This window comes from Bacillus sp. T-10(2022), assembly GCF_056502895.1.
In genome coordinates this window covers 1714918-1735135 of record NZ_CP113518.1, presented here as the reverse complement: position 1 = coordinate 1735135, position 20218 = coordinate 1714918, and the positions used below count along the sequence as shown (strand labels likewise).

General features: G+C 40.8%; 21 protein-coding genes and 1 other annotated feature (1 of these 22 cut by a window edge). Of the genes, 6 read left to right on the top strand and 15 right to left on the bottom strand.

Annotation, left to right across the window (positions count from 1 at the left end; translation table 11 throughout):
• Window positions 1-121 precede the first annotated feature (121 nt).
• Window positions 122-3559 (bottom strand): pyruvate carboxylase, encoded by a 3438-nt coding sequence (gene pyc, locus OSJ91_RS08525; protein WP_485891377.1) that lies wholly within the window; start codon window positions 3557-3559, stop codon window positions 122-124.
• 571 nt (window positions 3560-4130) lie between these two features.
• Window positions 4131-4412, bottom strand: coding sequence for an Fpa/YlaN family protein (locus tag OSJ91_RS08520; protein WP_034313996.1), 282 nt, complete (start codon window positions 4410-4412; stop codon window positions 4131-4133).
• A 221-nt stretch (window positions 4413-4633) separates the two neighbouring features.
• Between OSJ91_RS08520 and OSJ91_RS08515 the strand changes: the two genes are divergently transcribed.
• Entirely contained in the window at window positions 4634-5137 is a 504-nt protein-coding gene (locus OSJ91_RS08515) for a hypothetical protein (protein ID WP_101224551.1), read from the top strand.
• Window positions 5138-5201: 64 nt separating this feature from the next.
• Here the strand turns inward: OSJ91_RS08515 and OSJ91_RS08510 are convergent, their stop codons facing one another.
• The gene (locus tag OSJ91_RS08510) at window positions 5202-6533 is read right to left on the bottom strand and encodes a PhoH family protein (RefSeq protein WP_485891376.1); all 1332 of its coding nucleotides are present in this window, start codon (window positions 6531-6533) and stop codon (window positions 5202-5204) included.
• Between the two features lie 267 nt (window positions 6534-6800).
• On the opposite strand from OSJ91_RS08510, the gene OSJ91_RS08505 reads away from it, so the two are divergent.
• From OSJ91_RS08505 to OSJ91_RS08495, 3 genes are all read left to right on the top strand, one after another.
• The gene (locus OSJ91_RS08505; protein WP_350301924.1) at window positions 6801-7400 is read left to right on the top strand and encodes a YhcN/YlaJ family sporulation lipoprotein; all 600 of its coding nucleotides are present in this window, start codon (window positions 6801-6803) and stop codon (window positions 7398-7400) included.
• Window positions 7401-7559: 159 nt separating this feature from the next.
• Window positions 7560-7760 carry a YlaI family protein gene (locus OSJ91_RS08500; RefSeq protein WP_072272690.1) on the top strand — a complete coding sequence of 67 codons (201 nt, stop codon included), beginning with the start codon at window positions 7560-7562 and terminating at the stop codon, window positions 7758-7760.
• Window positions 7744-8175: a hypothetical protein gene (locus OSJ91_RS08495; protein WP_350301923.1), complete on the top strand. Its 432-nt coding sequence runs from the start codon at window positions 7744-7746 to the stop codon at window positions 8173-8175. The genes OSJ91_RS08500 and OSJ91_RS08495 overlap by 17 nt, the downstream gene beginning before the upstream one ends.
• A gap of 36 nt (window positions 8176-8211) precedes the next feature.
• Here the strand turns inward: OSJ91_RS08495 and OSJ91_RS08490 are convergent, their stop codons facing one another.
• From OSJ91_RS08490 to typA, 3 genes are read right to left on the bottom strand one after another with little or no spacing between them, the layout of a single operon-like run.
• The gene (locus tag OSJ91_RS08490; protein ID WP_101224732.1) at window positions 8212-8496 is read right to left on the bottom strand and encodes a hypothetical protein; all 285 of its coding nucleotides are present in this window, start codon (window positions 8494-8496) and stop codon (window positions 8212-8214) included.
• A 4-nt stretch (window positions 8497-8500) separates the two neighbouring features.
• A complete protein-coding gene (locus tag OSJ91_RS08485) occupies window positions 8501-8809 on the bottom strand; it encodes a YlaH-like family protein (protein WP_034314008.1) in 309 nt (102 codons plus the stop codon).
• Window positions 8810-8831: 22 nt separating this feature from the next.
• Window positions 8832-10679: a translational GTPase TypA gene (gene typA / locus OSJ91_RS08480; protein ID WP_048684521.1), complete on the bottom strand. Its 1848-nt coding sequence runs from the start codon at window positions 10677-10679 to the stop codon at window positions 8832-8834.
• A gap of 124 nt (window positions 10680-10803) precedes the next feature.
• On the opposite strand from typA, the gene OSJ91_RS08475 reads away from it, so the two are divergent.
• Window positions 10804-10986, top strand: a complete 183-nt coding sequence (locus OSJ91_RS08475) for a YlaF family protein (protein WP_034314013.1) — start codon at window positions 10804-10806, stop codon at window positions 10984-10986.
• 111 nt (window positions 10987-11097) lie between these two features.
• On the opposite strand, the gene OSJ91_RS08470 is transcribed toward OSJ91_RS08475, so the two are convergent.
• On the bottom strand, window positions 11098-11901 hold the full coding sequence (locus OSJ91_RS08470) for an inositol monophosphatase family protein (protein WP_350301922.1): 804 nt from the start codon (window positions 11899-11901) through the stop codon (window positions 11098-11100).
• Between the two features lie 408 nt (window positions 11902-12309).
• Window positions 12310-12507: a hypothetical protein gene (locus OSJ91_RS08465; RefSeq protein ID WP_034314018.1), complete on the bottom strand. Its 198-nt coding sequence runs from the start codon at window positions 12505-12507 to the stop codon at window positions 12310-12312.
• A 194-nt stretch (window positions 12508-12701) separates the two neighbouring features.
• On the opposite strand from OSJ91_RS08465, the gene OSJ91_RS08460 reads away from it, so the two are divergent.
• On the top strand, window positions 12702-13322 hold the full coding sequence (locus tag OSJ91_RS08460) for a YktB family protein (RefSeq protein WP_350301921.1): 621 nt from the start codon (window positions 12702-12704) through the stop codon (window positions 13320-13322).
• Window positions 13323-13602: 280 nt separating this feature from the next.
• Here OSJ91_RS08460 and trpA read toward each other — a convergent pair whose 3' ends face one another.
• From trpA to trpE, 7 genes are read right to left on the bottom strand one after another with little or no spacing between them, the layout of a single operon-like run.
• Entirely contained in the window at window positions 13603-14382 is a 780-nt protein-coding gene (trpA, locus tag OSJ91_RS08455; RefSeq protein WP_485891375.1) for a tryptophan synthase subunit alpha, read from the bottom strand.
• Window positions 14375-15580, bottom strand: a complete 1206-nt coding sequence (trpB, locus tag OSJ91_RS08450) for a tryptophan synthase subunit beta (RefSeq protein ID WP_350301919.1) — start codon at window positions 15578-15580, stop codon at window positions 14375-14377. Before trpB ends, trpA begins: the two co-directional genes overlap by 8 nt.
• Before the next feature lie 4 nt (window positions 15581-15584).
• Entirely contained in the window at window positions 15585-16199 is a 615-nt protein-coding gene (locus OSJ91_RS08445; protein WP_350301918.1) for a phosphoribosylanthranilate isomerase, read from the bottom strand.
• Between the two features lie 10 nt (window positions 16200-16209).
• Window positions 16210-16986, bottom strand: a complete 777-nt coding sequence (trpC, locus tag OSJ91_RS08440; RefSeq protein ID WP_350301917.1) for an indole-3-glycerol phosphate synthase TrpC — start codon at window positions 16984-16986, stop codon at window positions 16210-16212.
• The gene (gene trpD / locus OSJ91_RS08435; protein WP_350301916.1) at window positions 16986-18008 is read right to left on the bottom strand and encodes an anthranilate phosphoribosyltransferase; all 1023 of its coding nucleotides are present in this window, start codon (window positions 18006-18008) and stop codon (window positions 16986-16988) included. The genes trpC and trpD overlap by 1 nt, the downstream gene beginning before the upstream one ends.
• 27 nt (window positions 18009-18035) lie before the next feature.
• Window positions 18036-18641: an anthranilate synthase component II gene (locus OSJ91_RS08430; RefSeq protein WP_350301915.1), complete on the bottom strand. Its 606-nt coding sequence runs from the start codon at window positions 18639-18641 to the stop codon at window positions 18036-18038.
• Window positions 18638-20032, bottom strand: coding sequence for an anthranilate synthase component I (trpE, locus tag OSJ91_RS08425; protein WP_350301914.1), 1395 nt, complete (start codon window positions 20030-20032; stop codon window positions 18638-18640). The genes OSJ91_RS08430 and trpE overlap by 4 nt, the downstream gene beginning before the upstream one ends.
• A 172-nt stretch (window positions 20033-20204) precedes the next feature.
• Window positions 20205-20218, bottom strand: a binding site (T-box leader) (it continues 223 nt past the right edge of the window).

The following is a 20218-nucleotide window of genomic DNA, read 5'->3' as shown; positions in this document are numbered from 1 at the left end:
GGTGGTTTTTGTTTTGTCTCAAGATGACCGTACATTGCCTAAAAAGAGGGTACAGAGCAGCTTGAAACCTCAAGCATACCCTATATACCCCAAATCGTTTACAAGGTCACAGTCAGCTAGATTACTTAGTTATTTCAATCAATAAGTCTCCAGTACTGATCGCTTCTCCATCTTTTACATAAATATCTTTAATGGTCCCGGAGAATGGTGCTTGAACGGTAGTTTCCATTTTCATCGCTTCTGTAATGATTAGGTGATCACCCTGCTTGACCTGATCGCCTTTCTCGACCACTACACGAATAACCGTACCTGGCATTGTCGCACCGAGTTGTTCTTTATTTTTTGGGTCTGCTTTCATTTTTGATATAACGGATGATTTAATGTTTTCATCCTTGATGATCACTTCACGCGATTGACCATTCAACTCAAAATAAACGACCCTTGTTCCATCAGCCAATGGCTGACCGATTGAAACCAATTTTACGATGAGCGTTTTACCCTTTTCAATTTCAACTTCGATTTCTTCCCCTAGCCTCATGCCATATAAGAAAGTTGCGGTATCGAGGTTGGAAACATCTCCAAACAGTTCAATCGTTTTATTGTAGTCCAGGAATACTTTTGGATATAGGGCATATGCAAGCACATCGAAATCAGTGACTGCCCGTCCCAATTCCTTGAATAATTCTTCTTTAAGTGCTGCAAAGTCCACTTCTTCCAATAATTCACCCGGTCTTACTGTTATAGGTTTCTTCCCTTTCAGGATAACTTCCTGAAGCTCTTTAGGGAATCCCCCAACTGGCTGACCTAGATAGCCTTCGAATAACTCTATGACCGAATCAGGGAAATCGATGGATTTGCCTTTTGTCAGAACATCTTCTTCAGACAGGTTATTTTGTACCATGAATAAAGCCATATCCCCAACAACTTTGGATGAAGGAGTTACTTTAACGATATCGCCGAACATTACATTGACGCGCTGGTACATCTCTTTCACTTCATGCCAGCGGTCTCCCAGCCCCACTGCTTTGGCTTGCTGCTGCAGATTACTATATTGACCGCCCGGCATCTCATGTTTGTAAACCTCGGTATGAGGTGCATTCATGCCGCTTTCGAAGTCATGATAGAATTTCCTGACCTCTCCCCAGTATTCTCCTAAACGCTCTAGTGAATCGACTTCCAATTTAGGCTGTCTGCTTGACCCCTCCAATGCATAATGAAGTGTTTGTACACTTGGCTGCGAAGTCAGTCCAGCTAAAGAACCAATCGCCGTATCAACGATATCCACACCAGCTTCGATCGCTTTAGAATACATGTAAATTCCATTTCCGCTTGTATCATGAGTATGCAGATGGATCGGAAGGGATGTCGATTCTTTCAGTTCCGATACAAGGCGGTAAGCAGCTTCAGGTTTCAAGAGGCCGGCCATATCCTTGATCGCTAAAATATGGGCACCGGCTTGTTCTAATTCCACCGCCATATTTTTATAGTATTCGATATTATACTTGCTGCGTGATGGATCATTCAAATCCCCTGTATAACAAATGGCAGCTTCCGCAATTTTGCCGGATTGACGGACTGCATCAATAGCCAATTCCATTCCTTTAACCCAGTTTAAACTATCGAAGATACGGAAAACATCAATGCCTGCATCCGCTGATTTCTCTACGAATTCACGAATGACATTATCAGGGTAATTTTTATAACCAACTGCATTTGAAGCCCTTAAAAGCATTTGCAAAAGGATATTCGGAGCTTTTTTCCTGAAACTTAACAGCCTGTCCCATGGATCTTCTTTCAAGAAGCGATATGCGACATCGAAAGTTGCCCCGCCCCACATTTCCATTGAAAATAAATCAGGAAGGAGTTTTGCTGTAGGTTCAGCGATATCAAGGATATCTTTCGACCTGATTCTCGTCGCCAGTAATGATTGATGTGCATCACGGAAAGTCGTATCGGTGATCAATACCTCTTTCTGTTCTTTGATCCATTTGACAAGTCCCTCTGCACCTTGCTCTTCAAGTATATTTTTTGTACCAGAGATAAGCGGCAGACCACCAACATTCGGAATTGGAGCTGGATCAAAAACCGGCTTTTTCTTTTTCTCGACTCCCGGGAATCCATTCACGGTCACATTTCCGATATATGAAAGCATTTTTGTCCCACGGTCTTTTCTGATTGGGAAGCTAAATAATTCAGGTGTTGTATCAATGAATGATGTATCATATTCCCCATTTATGAATTTTTCATGTTTTACAACATTTTCAAGGAAGGGGATATTTGTTTTAATACCACGAATCCTGAATTCCTTAAGGTTACGAACCATTTTGGAAGCTGCCTGCTCAAATGAAAGCGCATGAGTCGAAAGTTTAACGAGAAGGGAATCATAGTATGGTGTGATGACCGCACCTTGGAACCCATTCCCTGCGTCCAGACGAACACCGAATCCCCCACCAGAACGGTAAACCATCATTTTCCCGGTGTCGGGCATGAAATTATTCAATGGGTCCTCAGTCGTCACCCTTGATTGAATCGCATATCCATGAGTTTTAATTCCTGCTTGTTCGGGAATCCCGATCTTTTTGCCATGGAGTTCATGGCCTTCAGCTACCATGATTTGAGATTGAACAATATCAATGCCCGTAATCATTTCAGTAATGGTATGCTCAACCTGTACCCGTGGATTGACTTCAATAAAGTAAAATTCGCCATTTGCGACAAGGAACTCGACCGTACCAGCGTTTACATAATCAATATTTTTCGCCAACTTGACGGCTGCCTCACAAATCCTTTCCCTTAAATCTTCGGTAAGGGAAACGGAAGGTGCCACTTCCACAACTTTTTGATGCCGTCTCTGAACGGAACAGTCACGTTCATATAAATGGACGATATTCCCATGAGTATCAGCCAAAATCTGAACTTCGATATGCTTCGGATTTTGTATGAATCTCTCTACATAGACTTCATCATTACCAAAAGCTGCTTTAGCTTCTGATTTTGCGCGATCATAAGCCTCTTCAACTTCTTCGATTTTTTCGACAATCCGCATTCCGCGTCCGCCGCCGCCTAAAGAGGCTTTTATAATAATTGGAAAACCGTATTGTTCACCAAATTCCTTGACTTCTTCAACACTGGTCACCGGTCCATCGGTACCAGGGATAACCGGAATATCAGCCAGTTCAGCTTGTGTTCTGGCTTTTACTTTGTCACCAAACATATCTAGGTGTCTAGATTCTGGTCCGATGAAGATTATGCCCTCTTCCTCACAACGTTTTGCAAATTCGATATTTTCTGAAAGGAAACCATAACCGGGATGAATCGCATCAACTCCGCTCATTTTGGCAATCGCAATTATGCCTTCAATATCCAGGTATGCATCAATCGGCTTTTTGCCTTCCCCGACCAAATATGCCTCATCCGCTTTATATCTGTGATAAGAACCATAATCTTCCTTTGAATAGATTGCAACTGTGTGAATGTCTAATTCCGTACATGCACGAAAAATCCTTATCGCTATTTCCCCACGATTTGCCGCAAGTACTTTTTCTATACGTTTCCCCATTGCTACCACCCTAATCAATATGTATTTTTATTGAATATATAGAAAAAAAGCGTGAAAGATTTCCACCACTTTTTATTCATGAATTGATTTCCCAAATAAGGAGTCCAATCTGATGAAGCTCATTTTATCGCTGATGTAATTATTTCGATATATTTTATATTTTCGTTTTTTACTTTCTATAAAGATAAAAAAGAGCCCTATACCATTAGCAAATGAAAATTTAGCTATAATAATATATTATCAATTTGATTTAACATTCAATTAATATAACAATAATACTAAAATTAACTGAATACAATAAAAAAATAAAAAATTGCATATATTCGTATATAAAAACAAGGAATTAAATCTGATTTCCCACCAAGACTCCAATGCCGCAGCAAAGGAACAGGACCATAAATTACCAATATTAAAATAAAAATTCAAAATAATACAAAAACTAAAATTGAGGTTCCGCGGTTCAATTAGTATGTCACTATTGAATATAGTATAACACTATTAATTAATTATGTACATAAATAAAAAACTCAAACAATCATCGAGATTTGTTTGAGTTAGTATGTTTTATCTATTATTTTTTTAATGATGCTTCATGCAAAACTGACAATTCCTGTTCAAGGGTTTCCAACAGGGATTTACCCTCGGTTTCCTCTACCAAACCTAAGCGTACGGCAAAATCAATTTCTCTTGATAGACCGAACATCTGTGTATCAAGGACCTCTTCATATAAAGGACATTGAGGCATAGTGAGATTTTCCATTTGAACTTTTATCAGTTTTAGAATCTTGTCAGCATCTGCTTTTAATAAAGCATAAGCTTTTTCTCGATGATTGACAAGCATATCAGATGCCATGTTAAATCCCCCCGCTCAGAGCGATTAAATCTTATCTCTAAATTCTACCTTTAGTTTTGTGAAAAAGCAAGGACATTGACAAACAATTTGCCATTGAGATATCACGATCACCTCTCAAATGAATATACCTAGCCATGGAAATTGTTCACCATCGTGAAGATGTGACATTTCAATTATAATTGATTATAATCATTAAAGAGCAACAGAAAGGAATGAGATATTTGGAACCCATCGTATTTATAAATGGAAAAGTGAAATATCCAATTACGCTAGATCCCGGAGTATGGATTTTTGATGACCGTAAAGTTGAAATAAATACATATTTCCACGCTGAAAGAGTCCAAGTCAATGAATTAGAAGAATATACGATTGCCGCCTCCAAACATTGGCAAAAAGAAATACAGGAAGGCGCAATAATGCCACCCACATTAAAAACGGAACGAAAGTTCGAGAAGCAAAGATTGCTGGAAGGGACTTTCGGCATCCCTTTTGAACCTTTTTTAAAAAATGCCGAACCTGAAAATGGGGTAACTGAAGTCATCGTCACAACCGATGATGAGGAGCTTACATTCCCGTTGGAAACGGCACTTGAATTTTTCCTGGGCTTTTCCAAGGAAGGAAAGCCGCTTAAAATATCCGAGGGCGGTCCTTTGGAAATTTATTTCGGAGACGCTTCCAACATCAATGATCCGATAAAAAATGTACGGTCTTTCACTGTTAAATAAGACTTAGTCCATTCTCACCAAAAACTTTAGAGCAATCGGCAAGGGATATCCCTTGCCGATTGCATTATAAAAGCGTAGCTGCCAGCTGGGCCAATCCAGATCTTTCCCCTTTTATCAATTTAACATGGCCTGCAATACGCTCGGTCTTGAATTTTTCCACCACATATGTCAAACCATTATTATATTCATCTAAATACGGATGATCTATTTGCTCCGGATCTCCCATTAATACAATTTTGCTTCGCTCCCCGACCCTTGTCAAAATGGTCTTGACCTCATGTTTCGTTAAGTTCTGCGCTTCATCGATGATAATGAACTGATCCGGGATGCTCCTTCCCCTGATATAGGTTAGGGCCTCCACTTCGATCGAACTCATTCCTGCTAAAATGGCATCCAATTCACCAGGTTTTTTCGTATTGAACAAAAATTCGAGATTATCAAAAATAGGCTGCATCCATGGTCTTAATTTTTCTTCTTTTTCCCCTGGCAGATAACCAATATCTTTACCAACCGGAACAATGGGCCTGGCAACCAAAAGTTTCTTATATTGTGACAAATCTTCAGTTTGCATCAATCCTGTTGCCAATGCCAATAAAGTCTTACCGGTCCCAGCCTTACCAATGAGCGTCACAAGCTTGATATCCGAACGAAGCAACAAATCTAAGGCCATCGTCTGCTGGACATTTCTCGGTTTAATTCCCCAAATATGTTCCCCTTCATACATCAATTTCTTAACGAACCTGCAATTTTCATCCACAATCCCTATCGCAGAAGCTGAACTGCCCAGCGTGTCCTTCATCAACAGGAATTGATTTGGATAATATAAATCTTTTGTCAGTTCTTCCAGTGCCAGAAAACTTTTTTCATAAAACTTATTCAGATTATCAATCGATACAAACACTTCTTTGTGCCCAGCGTAAATATGGTCCAGTTCTACGACACGGTCATTTAAAAAGTCCTCTGCCTCAAGACCGATCGCATCAGCCTTAACCCTGACGAGAGTATCTTTACTAACCAAAATGACCGTTTTTCCAGCTTCCTTCGTCTCTTCTTCCAAAGATAAATTTTTCGCGACTGCCAATATCCTGTTATCATTCGTTTTCTCCACAAAAATTTCCTGAAGCTTATGAAATGAACGGTGGTTGAGTTCAATCCTTATGCTGCCTCCATTATGAAGCGGAATGCTCTGATGAAGCTTCCCATTTTCCCGAAAGCCATCGATCAATTTCGATACTTGCCTGGCATTCCTTCCGATTTCATCCATGTACCTTTTTTTCGAATCCAATTCTTCTAATACGACTGCTGGAATGACAACTTCATTATCTTCGAATGAATAAATCGAATACGGATCCTGCAACAGGACATTCGTATCTAAAACATAGATTTTTTTCCCCAATATGATGCCTCCTGCCTGCTCTATAGGATATGCCTTACCATTTACTACACTCAGCATTTATGTAGCGGACGAGACTGTTGATAAAATATATGTTCCTTTGCATAAAGATAGAAGAACATTTACAGACTATAAAGAAAACTTCCAGCAAAGAATCCAATCCCCAACATTGATTACACCATGTTTCACTGCATTTTATACTTATATGCATCAGACTTGGTAGTGATGGACAGGCTGGAACAAAATAAAGAGCATTAAGGAGGTTTTACATTGCAAAAAATCATATTGTCGCTCGCTGCGGTTCTGTTGATGTCAGGTTGCACAATGGATAATAATAACGAAGTGTCTGAAAATAATGCGAAAAACAATATAACGAAAGTCAATAATACGACCATTAAGGAAGCAGACAGAAATACAGGCCAGCAAACAGCGGAAAGACTCACCGGTTTGGCTAAATCCATTCCGGAGGTGAACGATGCCACCGCAGTCGTACTTGGCAAATATGCCATCGTCGGAATAGATATTGACCAAGATATTGAGCGTTCACAGGTTGGAACGATAAAGTACTCTGTTGGAGAAACTTTAAAACATGATCCTGAAGGCGCTAATGCCCTCATCGTCGCTGACCCGGATATAAATGAGCGGATCAGGGAGGTGGCCAGAGACATTAAAGACGGCAAACCGGTTACCGGGATACTGAATGAACTGGCTGACATCACAAGCCGAGTCATTCCTGAGGTTCCTGGTGATATTTTAACCCCAACGCCGTCCAAGAACATTGAAAAGGAAAAAAATAAACTTGATGATGAAACGGAAAGAAAAGAACTCGATAAAGAGCAAAATGATCAATCCAATCACTTTAAAGAATGAATTTTCCTGACCCGAAGTGAATCTTCGGGTTTTTTGTCTATACCCGCCATGCACCAAGTAACATTAACTTTCAAATGTCAGTTCACTTTATCCTCGTTTTACCATAAAAATATTGGTATACTTAAAAGCATATTCGAATTGAAGTGAGGTTCAACTAATATGAAGGTTAAATGTGTAATATGCGATCAAATTGAATCTATACCTGACGATAGCCCAGAAGCAAAGAAACTTCGAAACCGTCCTATACATACCTATATGTGCAATACATGCAACCAACGCATAGAAGAGCGTACGAACGAACGGATTGCAACCGGAAACTTCCGTCTGTACCGGACAATCAAAAATGAAGATGAATGGTAGAATATTTTATAAAGTTTGCCTGATTGGTCTCATCAATGGAGTTCTGCTTGGATTGATAATGAAGTGGGTAGAAATGTTTTCCGGCAAGCAAGTGTATAAGCTTTTATTGAATGTTGATTTCCTTCCTCTAATTGGAGCCGTTTCCTGGAGTGAGGCATCATTGTTCTTTTTCCATCTCCTTTTTTCACTTGCCATTACGTTTATTTACGCTTATATTCTTCTTCCTTTGAAAATTTTCAGGAAATGGAACAAATACGCACTTGCTTTTATCACGATCATTCCCGCCATCATGCTTTACTTCCCGCTATCGGCGCTGTCGAAAACAGAAGTTGTCCTTCCTTCTGATTTGACAGCTTTCTTTTTGTGGACAATCTTACATCTTTTTTACGGACTTTTCCTCCCTAAAGCAATATAAAAAAGAACCGTGCGTAATCGCACGGTTCTTTTTTCATTACTCGATATTTTTATACTTTTCTGGCTCTAACTGAATTTGGTCTAACATGATATCAATCAATTCAATCGGATAACGTTGCTTTTTCATTTCGTCTCCCAAAAGGTACTCGACGAAATAAAATGGTTCTGTTTTTGTAACCGAATCGATTATCACCTGATGATCGTCTTTCAGCATCTGCATGAAAAACATTTCTGTATCGCGTGCAGCTGTATCATCAGGCCTTGCATCACAGACAACTTTGATCGTCAACCAATTGTATAAAGCATCCTGTAATGATTTCATCATCTTAAGCCTGTTCTTCTTTTCTCGAATTATGAAGACGGATCCTATAGATCCCCAGAACAAGCGAAGCGATGACTAATGCTTCCCCCATAGGAAGAAACACCGCAAAGAAAGAAAGAAGGGTACATCCAAGTGCCATTACCACATAAATGACCACATTTTTTAGCAATGGTAACTTTTTGGCAAAACCTAACTGATAGACAAGGATGCATAATCCAAAGACCGTCAAATATAAATACCACATTCCTGCTTCAGGGTTTTCATCCACTCTGTACAATGCTGCAAAAAATGATAATCGCTCTTGGATATCCAATCTTTTCTCCTCCTCTTGCTATTTATTTTTCTTCAACAGCAACTTTTTTTCTTTTAGCTGCTCTTTCACGCTCGTTTTTATCTAGAATTTTTTTACGAAGACGGATTGAATCCGGAGTTACTTCACAGTACTCGTCATCGTTCAAATATTCCAGAGCTTCTTCAAGGGACATGATTCTTGGTTTTTTCATGGAAGAAGTTTGGTCTTTATTTGCTGAACGCATATTTGTCATTTGTTTCGCTTTAACGATATTAACTGTCAAATCGCTATCACGGTTATGTTCCCCGACGATCATGCCTTCGTAAATATCCGTACCTGGCTCAACGAAAATAACACCGCGGTCTTCAACTTGCATAATACCATATTGTGTAGTTTTTCCTGATTCCATGGATACAAGTACACCTTGACGTCTTCCGCCGACTTGACCTTGTGCCATTGGTTGGTAGCTGTCAAATGAATGGTTCATGATACCATATCCGCGTGTAATCGTTAAGAACTCAGTTGAATAGCCAATAAGTCCGCGAGCTGGGATCGTGAACAGTAAACGAACTTGACCGCTTCCGCTGTTGATCATATCCAATAATTCACCTTTACGGGCTCCCATTGATTCCATTATCGAACCAGTGTGCTCCTCAGGTACGTCGATTTGTACACGTTCAACCGGCTCACAACGGACACCATCAATCAAACGAACGATAACTTCCGGTTTAGAAACTTGCAGTTCATAACCTTCACGTCTCATGTTTTCAATCAGGATGGAAAGGTGAAGCTCCCCACGACCTGAAACAATCCAGACATCCGGAGAATCAGTATTTTCGACTCTTAAGCTGACATCAGTCTGCAATTGGTTTCTCAAACGCTCTTCAATTTTACGAGCTGTAACGAATTTACCTTCACGGCCTGCGAATGGGCTGTTATTTACAAGGAAAGTCATTTGTAATGTTGGCTCGTCAATACGCAGGATAGGTAGAGCTTCAGGATGTTCAGTCGGACAAACTGTTTCCCCTACGTTAATATCCTCCATACCAGAAACGGCAATTAAATCACCGGCAACGGCTTCTTGGATTTCAACTTTCTTCAAGCCAATATAACCAAAGATTTTCGTTACACGGAATTGTTTAACCTTCCCATCAAGTTTCATTAATGAAACCTGTTGACCTACATGCATTTTACCGCGGAATACACGGCCAACGCCAATACGTCCTACATAATCATTATAGTCAAGTAAAGCCACTTGGAATTGAAGCGGTTCATCTGAGTTATCAATTGGTGCAGGGATCGTTTCAACGATTGTTTCGAAAAGTGGGGTCATGTCTTCTTCTTGTTTAGCAGGATCTGAATCCAAGCTTGCAGTACCAGCAATACCTGAAGTGAAGACAACCGGGAAGTCTAATTGTTCTTCTTCAGCTCCTAGTTCGATGAATAAGTCAATTACTTCATCGACCACTTCATTTGGACGTGCAGAATCTTTATCGATTTTGTTCACGACAACGATTGGCGTGATCTTTTGTTCCAATGCTTTTTTCAACACGAAGCGAGTTTGCGGCATACAGCCTTCATATGCATCAACAACAAGAAGAACGCCATCAACCATTTTCATGATCCGTTCGACTTCACCACCAAAGTCGGCATGACCAGGTGTATCCAAAATATTGATCCTTGTATCTTGGTATTGAACTGCTGTATTTTTCGCAAGAATCGTAATTCCGCGTTCTTTTTCAATCGCATTAGAATCCATCGCACGTTCTTCCACATGTTCATTTTCACGGAAAGTACCAGATTGCTTAAGCAACTGATCCACTAACGTTGTTTTACCATGGTCAACGTGGGCAATGATGGCTATATTACGAATATTTTCTCTTAATTTCAAAAAATTCACTCCTAAAAAAGTTTGTGTATAACGTATCACTAGTATTAACTTACATATTATATCACAAACATACTAGAAACAAATACAGAAATTATGTACAATAGATATATTAGGGGTGATATTAATGAACATTAAATGGAATTTCTTAATATTAGCGGTATTGGCAACATCCAGCATTGGCTCCATTGGCATCTTCATTGCTGAAAAAAGCTTGATTGGAATATTGGCTGCAATCGTTATTCTTTGCGGAATCATGGGGTTCGGTTTCACTCAGAAGAAGAAATTACGCGAAGCCGGGAAGTTATAATATAAAAAACTCGCTGACAGACAGCGAGTTTTTTTTGTTAATTATTTCAAAATGGGTATTTGATTCCATCCATGCAAGATATTTATCCTGCACGCAATAAGGCACTTGATGCTAACGGCTGGTGTTTCCTGATAAGTATTTATCGAATACTTCTTCGTGAAGCCCAGGTTTAGATACGAAAAGTGAGTCTCCTTTCAAATAATTCAATTTGTCACCTTTAATATTACTAACTTCCCCGCCCACTTCCTCAACCAGTAAAACTCCCCCGGCAAAATCCCAAGGCATGAGTCTCATGGTTATGTATGCATCAATCCTTCCAGCTGCCACGAATGCCAGCTCCAATGCTGCCGAGCCATAAGAACGTGTCCCTCTTGCATCCCGAACCAGCGGTGCCAGAAGACTCGGATCAATCCTCCGGTTTTCCGTTACCCAGCTAGCATTAATGGAAATGATCGCTTTGCTTACTGATGCCTCTTCAAGCGATGGAAGCCTTTGATCATTCAGAAATGCTCCCTGCCCCTTGACCGCATGATATAATTCATCACTGAAGACATCATAAACCATGCCAATCTTTCCAATGCCATCCACATAAACCCCAAGAGAAATTGCAAAATTCCTCTGTTGATGAATGAAATTCAAAGTTCCATCAATTGGATCGATTATCCACACCGTACCTTTTAAGTCTTTAATATCGTGGCCCATTCCCTCTTCGCCAAAAATGCGATGTTCAGGAAAGACTTCGCCGATTTTTTCGCAAAAAAACTTTTCTATCCCCTTATCCATATTAGTGACCAAATCATTCGGATTCGTTTTCATTTCAATATTCAACTTGGTTTTAAAGGACGCCCTTAGCCTAGTACCCGCTTCTTTCATCCATAACTTCGCATATGTATCCATTTCCTTGACCGATGCCATTATAATATCCCCGTCCTTTATGATCAGAAACTACATTAAAATGATCCACTTCTAAAGATTAAAGCAAATATAGCTTGCCTTCAAGTTTTTAACATCTTAAATTTTCCATTTTTTAAAACATATGAAGAAAGAAGGTTCCTTGACCATCCATCCATTAATCGGTTTCGCAATCATGAGTTAGCCCGCACGAATACTTATCAGACCACCTTGCCTTAACGTCTCGCTTCCTTATTAAATGGAACCGAACTAAAACAAAATACCACCTTATATATATTGGACATTTAATGAAAAACGGACACATTATTTTTTAATAAAATAAAGTGTCCGTTCATCTATAATAAAATTCCTTGTATTGAAATTGATTCATTTCCTTTATTCATTCTCCTTCAAGATCTCTGCAGCCAATATTTACAAGGCTTTCAGTTTTAACAATTCCAAGCGGATGCGTTCAAGCCTTTGCTTGCATTGTGACCTCTTTTGGTCATTCTCTTCACCAATTGCTTCAAAAAGGGTTGCTAATTCATAGTCCATTTCCATTCTCAACACTGCAGCTCTATGTCTTTCAACTTCTTTAGCTTTTAATGCTTGGTTCATGACTTGTTTCATAATTAACATTCTCCCTTCATCAATTAACGTAATTTTCTGAATTTATATTATCATATGATTTCCTACAACAAATAGCAACTAATTTGTGCTTTAACCTATAAGTAATTTTATATCGCCAACCCAAATCGTATTTTTTAAATTTTACTTTTACTTATGCTACAATATGTGCAGATATTACGGTAGGAGAGATGAAAATGAATATAGCAAGTTTTACAGCAAGTGATTTTGACGTTTTTAAAATTAATGGATTGGAATCGCGCATGGATGCTTTAAAAGAACGGATCCAGCCCAAATTACAAGCCCTAGGAGAGCACTTTTCTCAAAAACTGTCAGTTATGACCGGCGATGAAATGTACCCTCACGTTGCAAAGCATGCTAGACGGACAGTGAACCCTCCTAATGATACATGGGTTGCTTTCGCTGCCAACAGCAGAGGCTATAAAATGATGCCGCATTTCCAAATCGGATTATGGGAAACGCATATGTTCATCTGGTATGCCGTCATTTATGAAGCCCCTAATAAAACGGAAATCGGAAAGCATCTGGAGCAGCAGGCAGACCGATTGGTGAATAGCATTCCCTCACATTATGTATGGTCAATGGACCATACAAAACCTGATGTCATCCCTCATGAAGGTCTTGAAGTAGATGATTTGAATTCAATGTTCACTCGTTTGCAAACGGTAAAGAAAGCCGAAATTCTATGCGGTATAAAAATTTCCCGTGATGACGCCATTAAGTTAAAAGATGATGATTTCATTCAAACCATTCAAGATGCGTTTGAACATCTTTTACCCTTATATCAATTAAATTAAACACATTTGATTTGTATTCGGATCCAACAAAAAACTGGTTTAGATAAAAGGAGAGCCTTAAGGCTCTCCTCGGACTGTAGACAAACTCGATTATTATAGAGTTTGACTACAGTTTTTTTTAGGTTTTTAAAATTTGACCGTTGCCTACAGACACTTGCTTTCCGCGGGCGGTCCGCCCTTGGCGCTCTTGCGCCTGCGGGAATCTCGAACTTCCCCAATCAACTTTGTTTTAAACTCCTTTTGCCTACAAACTGAGGGCAGCCCGGGAGTCTCTCCATTACTATTTTTGCACTACCCCTTTACTTGCTTGTATCAAGTCACTAATTTGATCTTCCTTACCTGTCTCGAAGCAATCGATGATCTTGCTGCCGACTATGACACCATCGCAGTATTGTATTGCATCACGGACATGATCTGGCGTCGATATGCCGAACCCAGCAAGAACGGGAACCGGGCTTATCTCTTTTACCTTCTTTAGATAGCCTCCAAGTTCTTCCCCGAAGGCGTCACGGGCACCTGTAATGCCTTTGACTGTAACTGCGTAGATAAAGCCCTCAGCCCCTGCGGTAATCTCAGTGATACGCTCTTTCGATGACGTGAGTGTCACAAGTCGGATAAGAACGATTCCTGCAGTTTTGATTGATGAAAAGATGGCTTCTTCTTCAATTGGTAAATCGGGGATGATGCACCCGGAAATCCCTGCTTGTAGACAGTCATTCGTAAACTCTTTAAGTCCATATGCCAGGATTGAATTCGTATATCCCATTAAAATAATTGGGATGTTCACATCGTTTTTGATTCCCATTACTTTTTTCAGGACATCTTTTAAAGTTGTTCCATTTTCCAAAGAACGGATGCCGGCTTGTTGGATAACCGGTCCATCTGCGACGGGGTCAGAGAATGGGATACCTAGTTCAACGGCAGTCGCTCCGCTGTTTTCAAGGAAAAGAAGTTGGCTCTTTAACCGTTCAAGACCTCCATCGCCTGCCATAATATATGGGATGAATGCTTTTTCCTGTTTTGTTTGACATTCTTGAAGCGCGTTTGTTAATTTATTCATGTTCACTACCCCCCATCAACGATTGGACCGTTTCAACATCCTTATCACCACGGCCGGACAGGCAAATCACCAGTCCTGTTCCTTTCTCCATTTCTTTTGCAAGCTTTAAACCATAGGAAATCGCATGTGAACTTTCTAAAGCAGGGATGATCCCTTCCTCCCTTGAAAGCAACGCTAGAGCTTCCAATGCTTCAGTATCGGTTACCGAAGTATATTCCACCCGATTTGTATCTTTTAAGTAACTATGTTCAGGTCCTACCCCTGGATAATCCAACCCTGCTGAAATTGAATGTGCCTCCTGGATCTGACCGTCCTCGTTCTGCAATACGTACATGAATGCCCCGTGGAGCACCCCAGGTTTCCCCTTCGTCAAACTTGATGCATGCAATGGCGTTTCAAGTCCATGCCCTGCCGCTTCCACTCCGTATAATTTTACCGTTTCATCCTCAATGAAGGGATAAAACATTCCCATTGCATTACTTCCTCCGCCAATGCAAGCGACTACTGCATCAGGTAGGGAATGAACCTCATCCGAATATTGACGCTTTGTTTCAATGCCTATCACGCTTTGAAAATCACGAACTATAACGGGGAATGGATGCGGTCCAAGAACCGATCCCATTATATAATGGGTGTCATCCACATTCGCCACCCAATATCGTAACGCCTCATTCACTGCATCCTTCAGTGTCCCGCTTCCTTGTGATACAGATATGACCTTGGCTCCCAAAAGCTCCATTCTGAATACATTTAATTTCTGTCTCCTGATATCTTCTTCTCCCATAAAGATGATGCATTCCAGCTTCAGCAATGCACACACAGTCGCCGTTGCTACCCCATGCTGTCCTGCACCCGTTTCGGCAATCACCTTTTTCTTGCCCATTTTCTGAGTCAGCAAAGCCTGACCGATCGTATTATTTATTTTGTGGGCCCCGGTATGATTCAAGTCTTCGCGCTTCAGGTAAATATTTGCACCACCAGCCAGTTTCGTTAAGTTCTCCGCAAAATAAAGTGGTGTTTCCCGACCGATATATTGTTTCAGGTAATAGCTTAGCTGACTTTGGAATTCAGGATCATTTTTAGATTGTTCATATACTTCTTCAAGCTCCGTAATCGCCGCCATTAAAGTTTCCGGAACGAAACGGCCTCCATATGCTCCAAAATGTCCAGTTTTATCAGGCTGTGTATAAGTGTTCATCTATTCATTCCTCTTTTCCGGCTGTATATTTTGCCTCATTAATAAATGCTTTTATTTTTGCAGCATCTTTTAATCCGTTTGTTTCAACACCACTGGCTACGTCAACTGCGAACGGTGAAACGGCAACAATCGCTTTTCCGACATTTTCCGGAGTCAGCCCACCCGCTAGAATCACCTTCCCCAGTGGCAGTTCCGCTTTTCGGATCATTTCCCAATCCAATGTCAATCCCTTTCCAGATGAACTCTTAGGAAGATCAACTAATAGATAATCTGCTGGGTATTCATGAAGGTTTTCAAGGTCTTTCTCTGTATGGACCGCAAAGGCCTTGATCACCGGTAAGGGCATTCTGCGGGCGAAGCTGGCAGACTCGTTACCATGAAGCTGAATATAATCCAATCCTGCAATTTCAGCACTTTTTATCACTTCTTGTTCAGTTTGATTGGCAAACACTCCGACTTTTTTAACATGTCCAGCTAGATTTGCTCCGAATTCTCCCACTATCTCCGGCTCAACCTTCCTGCTGCTCTCGGCAAAGATGAAACCAATGAAGTCTGCCCCTGATTCAACAGCAGTCTGAGCGGCTGCCAATGTCTTTATCCCACAGATTTTCACTAACATATTAATCTCCTTATATACTCATTTGCAGTTCGGCCATCGTGTGTGGAAGATTTGATGCAGTCATCAGTGTCTCCCCGACTAAAATCGCTTTTGCACCAGCTTCCTTCACACGCATCACGTCTTCTTTTGTCTTGATCCCACTTTCACTGATAATGATATGGCGTGTTGGATCAAGTAATTTCGCCAGTCGTTCCGTTACAGCCAAATCCACTTTGAAGGTCTTTAAATTCCGATTGTTAATCCCTATAAGCTCTGCATTCAGCTCGAGAGCCTGTTTTAGTTCTGCTTCATCATGGACTTCCGTCAATACTTCAAGCCCTTTCTTTTTTGCATATTGATATAATTCATGAAGTCGTTCTTTAGAAAGTGCTGCCACAATCAATAGAATGATAGTTGCACCAGCTTGATGGGCACGATCGATTTGGATTTCATCGATGATGAAATCTTTGCACAGCCTGGGAATCCGTATAGCCTCGCTTACGTTTTTCAAATCTGCAATTGATCCTTTAAAGAAAACCTCATCCGTCAATACGGATATCGCTGCCGCTCCGCCGCTTTCATATGAAAGGGCCTGCTCGATCGGATTAACATTGATTTTAATGTCCCCTTTTGAAGGGGAAGCCCGTTTTATTTCCGCGATAACAGCCATCGACTTCGCCGTTTTCAAATTATCCACCAAAGATGGTCTGACTATGTTTGCCATGACCGAATCACCTAAGCCCCTTTCTTTTAATTTTGCGACTTCCACCTTTTTCTGCTCGATGATTTTCGTTAAAATATTTTCCATTACATGACCACCTTATTTCTATTGCCAAAAGCAATCAGATTTTCTAACTTTGCAAGAGCCGAACCGCTATCAAGGCTTTCCTTGGCCATGGAGATACCTTTTTTGATCGTTGCTGCCGTTCCATGAGCGTATAATCCCAATCCAGCATTCAATAAAACGGTATCACGATAGGCCCCTTTTTCCCCCTTGAGAAGCCTAATCATGATATCGGCATTTTGTTTGGCGTCACCGCCGCGGATGGCATCATTTCCGTAAACCGGCAGATCCACTTCTTCAGGATGCAGCGTAAATGGGATAATATCCCCCTGCTCCAAAAGCACGAGTGAATTTTCACCCTGTAGGCTCGCTTCATCCATGAATCCGGCACCATTTATCACGACCGCGCGTTTCCTGCCTAATTTATGCAGGACTTCCGCAAAAAGCTCGAGCATATCGCGTCGATTGATTCCCATTAGTTGCGTATCGAGTTGGACTGGATTTGTCAAAGGTCCTATGAGATTAAATATCGTCGGGATTTTCAGTTCTTTTCTCACTTTCATTATCCGTGCAATATTAGGGTGGACCGATGGGGCAAATAAGAATGCGATCCCATTTTCCTCCAACAGTTCTTTTAACATGTCAGGCTCCAAGTACAAATTAACACCTAGCTCTTCCAATACATCCGCACTGCCCGTTTTGCTTGAAATGCTACGGTTTCCATGTTTGGCAACCTTAACACCCGCACCAGCCAGCACGAAGGCCGATGCAGTACTTATATTGAAGCTTTGTGATCCATCTCCTCCCGTTCCGCAATTATCCATTACATTAAAGGAGCTCGTTTGTACACTTCTTGCTTCTTTTCTCATGACCCTGACAAGGCTCGCTATTTCACCTGCCGTTTCCCCTTTGAGTTTTAGGGCAATGATGAATGCTGCCATTTCGCTTTCGGTGATATCTTTAGAAAATAACGATTGGGCTGCTCTGCTCATCTCTTCTTCCGTCAATGTTTGACGCTCTGCTAACTTCGCTAAATATTCCTTCACCGCTAACTCCCCCAGTCGTTTTTTGTTTTATAAAATGGATTGTTGCTTCTCTGATTGAAAGGTTCCGGCAATCTCATAAAATTGATGTAATAATTCCTTGCCGATTTTCGTCCCTATTGATTCAGGGTGGAACTGTAAACCGTAGAGCGGGAATTCCTGATGTTTCAGGGCCATGATTTCCCCATCATCCAGTGCTACTGCCGTCACAGTCAGTTCTTCTGGCAAACTCGCCCTTTCAACTACAAGGGAATGGTAACGCATTACCGGGAATTGCAAGTCCTGTTTGGCAAATACACCTGTTCCATCATGTTCGATTACCGATGTTTTCCCATGCATGATTTGTTTCGCTCCAACCACATTCGCACCAAAAACTGCACCAATGGCCTGATGCCCCAGACAAATGCCTAAAAGCGGAACCTTCTCATAAAAATTACGGATGATCTCCATACTGATACCAGCATCTTCCGGCCTGCCGGGTCCCGGGGAAATGACGATTGCCATTGGATTCAGTTCCTCAATTTCCGCAAGGGTGATTTCGTCATTCCTTTTTACTAGGATTTCTTTTTCCACTTCCCCTAAATATTGATAAAGGTTGTAAGTGAACGAGTCATAGTTATCAATTAATAAAATCATTTGGTGTGAACCTCCATTAAAGCGCGTGCTTTATTTTGTGTTTCTTCATATTCCGTTTTTGGATCTGAATCATATACAATTCCAGCCCCTGCCTGTACATAGGCCTTGCCATCTTTAATGATCATCGTCCGAATGGCTAAAGCCATATCAAGATCCCCTCCAAAACCTATGTAGCCTATCGAGCCCGAATACATCCCCCGTTTACAATTTTCCAGTTCATTGATCAGCTCCATTGCCCTGATTTTAGGAGCACCTGAAACTGTTCCGGCAGGGAGGCAGACCGTAAGGGCATCTAAACTCGTGTACCCTTCCCTAAGCTTTCCGCTAACCTTCGAAGCAATATGCATGACATGCTGATATCTTTGAATTTCCATTTCCTCAGTAAGGTGGATTGAACCTATTTCGCAAACCCTGCCAAGATCATTCCTACCTAAATCAACAAGCATCTTATGCTCGGCAAGTTCCTTTTCATCCATCAGCAGGCTTTTTTCGAAGCCCTTATCTTCTTCATCCGTTTTCCCTCTCGGCCGTGTGCCGGCGATGGGATTAACATGAACCATTCCTGATGAAACACTGATTAAACTTTCTGGAGACGACCCAATGATTGTATAGTCGCCAAATTCTATATAAAACATATAAGGAGACGGGTTGGCTAATCGCAAACGTCGGTAAGCATCGAAAGGCTCCCCATCGAAGTCCGCTTTAAACCTTTGTGATAAAACGACTTGGAACACTTCACCGGCTACAATCGCCGCTTTAACTTCAAGGACCATTTTCTCGAATTCATCCTGACTGAAATTCGAATCGAATTCCAAATATTCAGACGATATTTCCTTTGACGGCTTGCTTGCCTGATTGATTTTTCCCTTCATCTTCAATAAACTTTTTTCACTATCTTCTTCCGCAGTCAAAAGATGGATCTTCTGCAGAACATGATCGAATATATACAATTCTTTATAAAAAAGAAAATGAGCATCAGGCATTTGCAGAGAATCAGGAGGAACCGTACCTATATTTTCATATAGACGAATGATATCATAGCCCATATATCCGATTGCTCCACCGTTAAAAGGAGGAAGATGCATGGGAGCCTCTCCTATTTCCACTAATAATTCGTTTTTTAGAAACTCGATGATATTGATGTTCTTTACGATTTGGTCACCTGTTTCGGTGTCTTTCACATATACTTGATCAGCAAGTGATGTCACCTCCAGGTACGGTTTTGAACCTAGATAAGAGTAGCGGCCGTTGTCATGATGCGAATTTGAACTTTCCAATAAAAACTTCTGGTCACCATCCAATTTCTGAAATATGGCAATGGGTGTGTGGATATCCCCTTCAATTGTGTCCATTTTAAAACGGAGTATTTTTTTTTCATCCAAATTATTCATCTCAATTCCCTCCCGATCCTTATGCGTGCGTTCTTATAAACCTCCGAAGGAAAACCCTTTTGGCCAATTGCCGGAGTTTTCAATTCCTCTGGATATTTTTTGATGCTTCTCTAAAAGGTATATATATTGAAATTTCAATAAAAAAATCCCCTGCAAACACAAATATGTGTCTGCAGAGGACGGTAT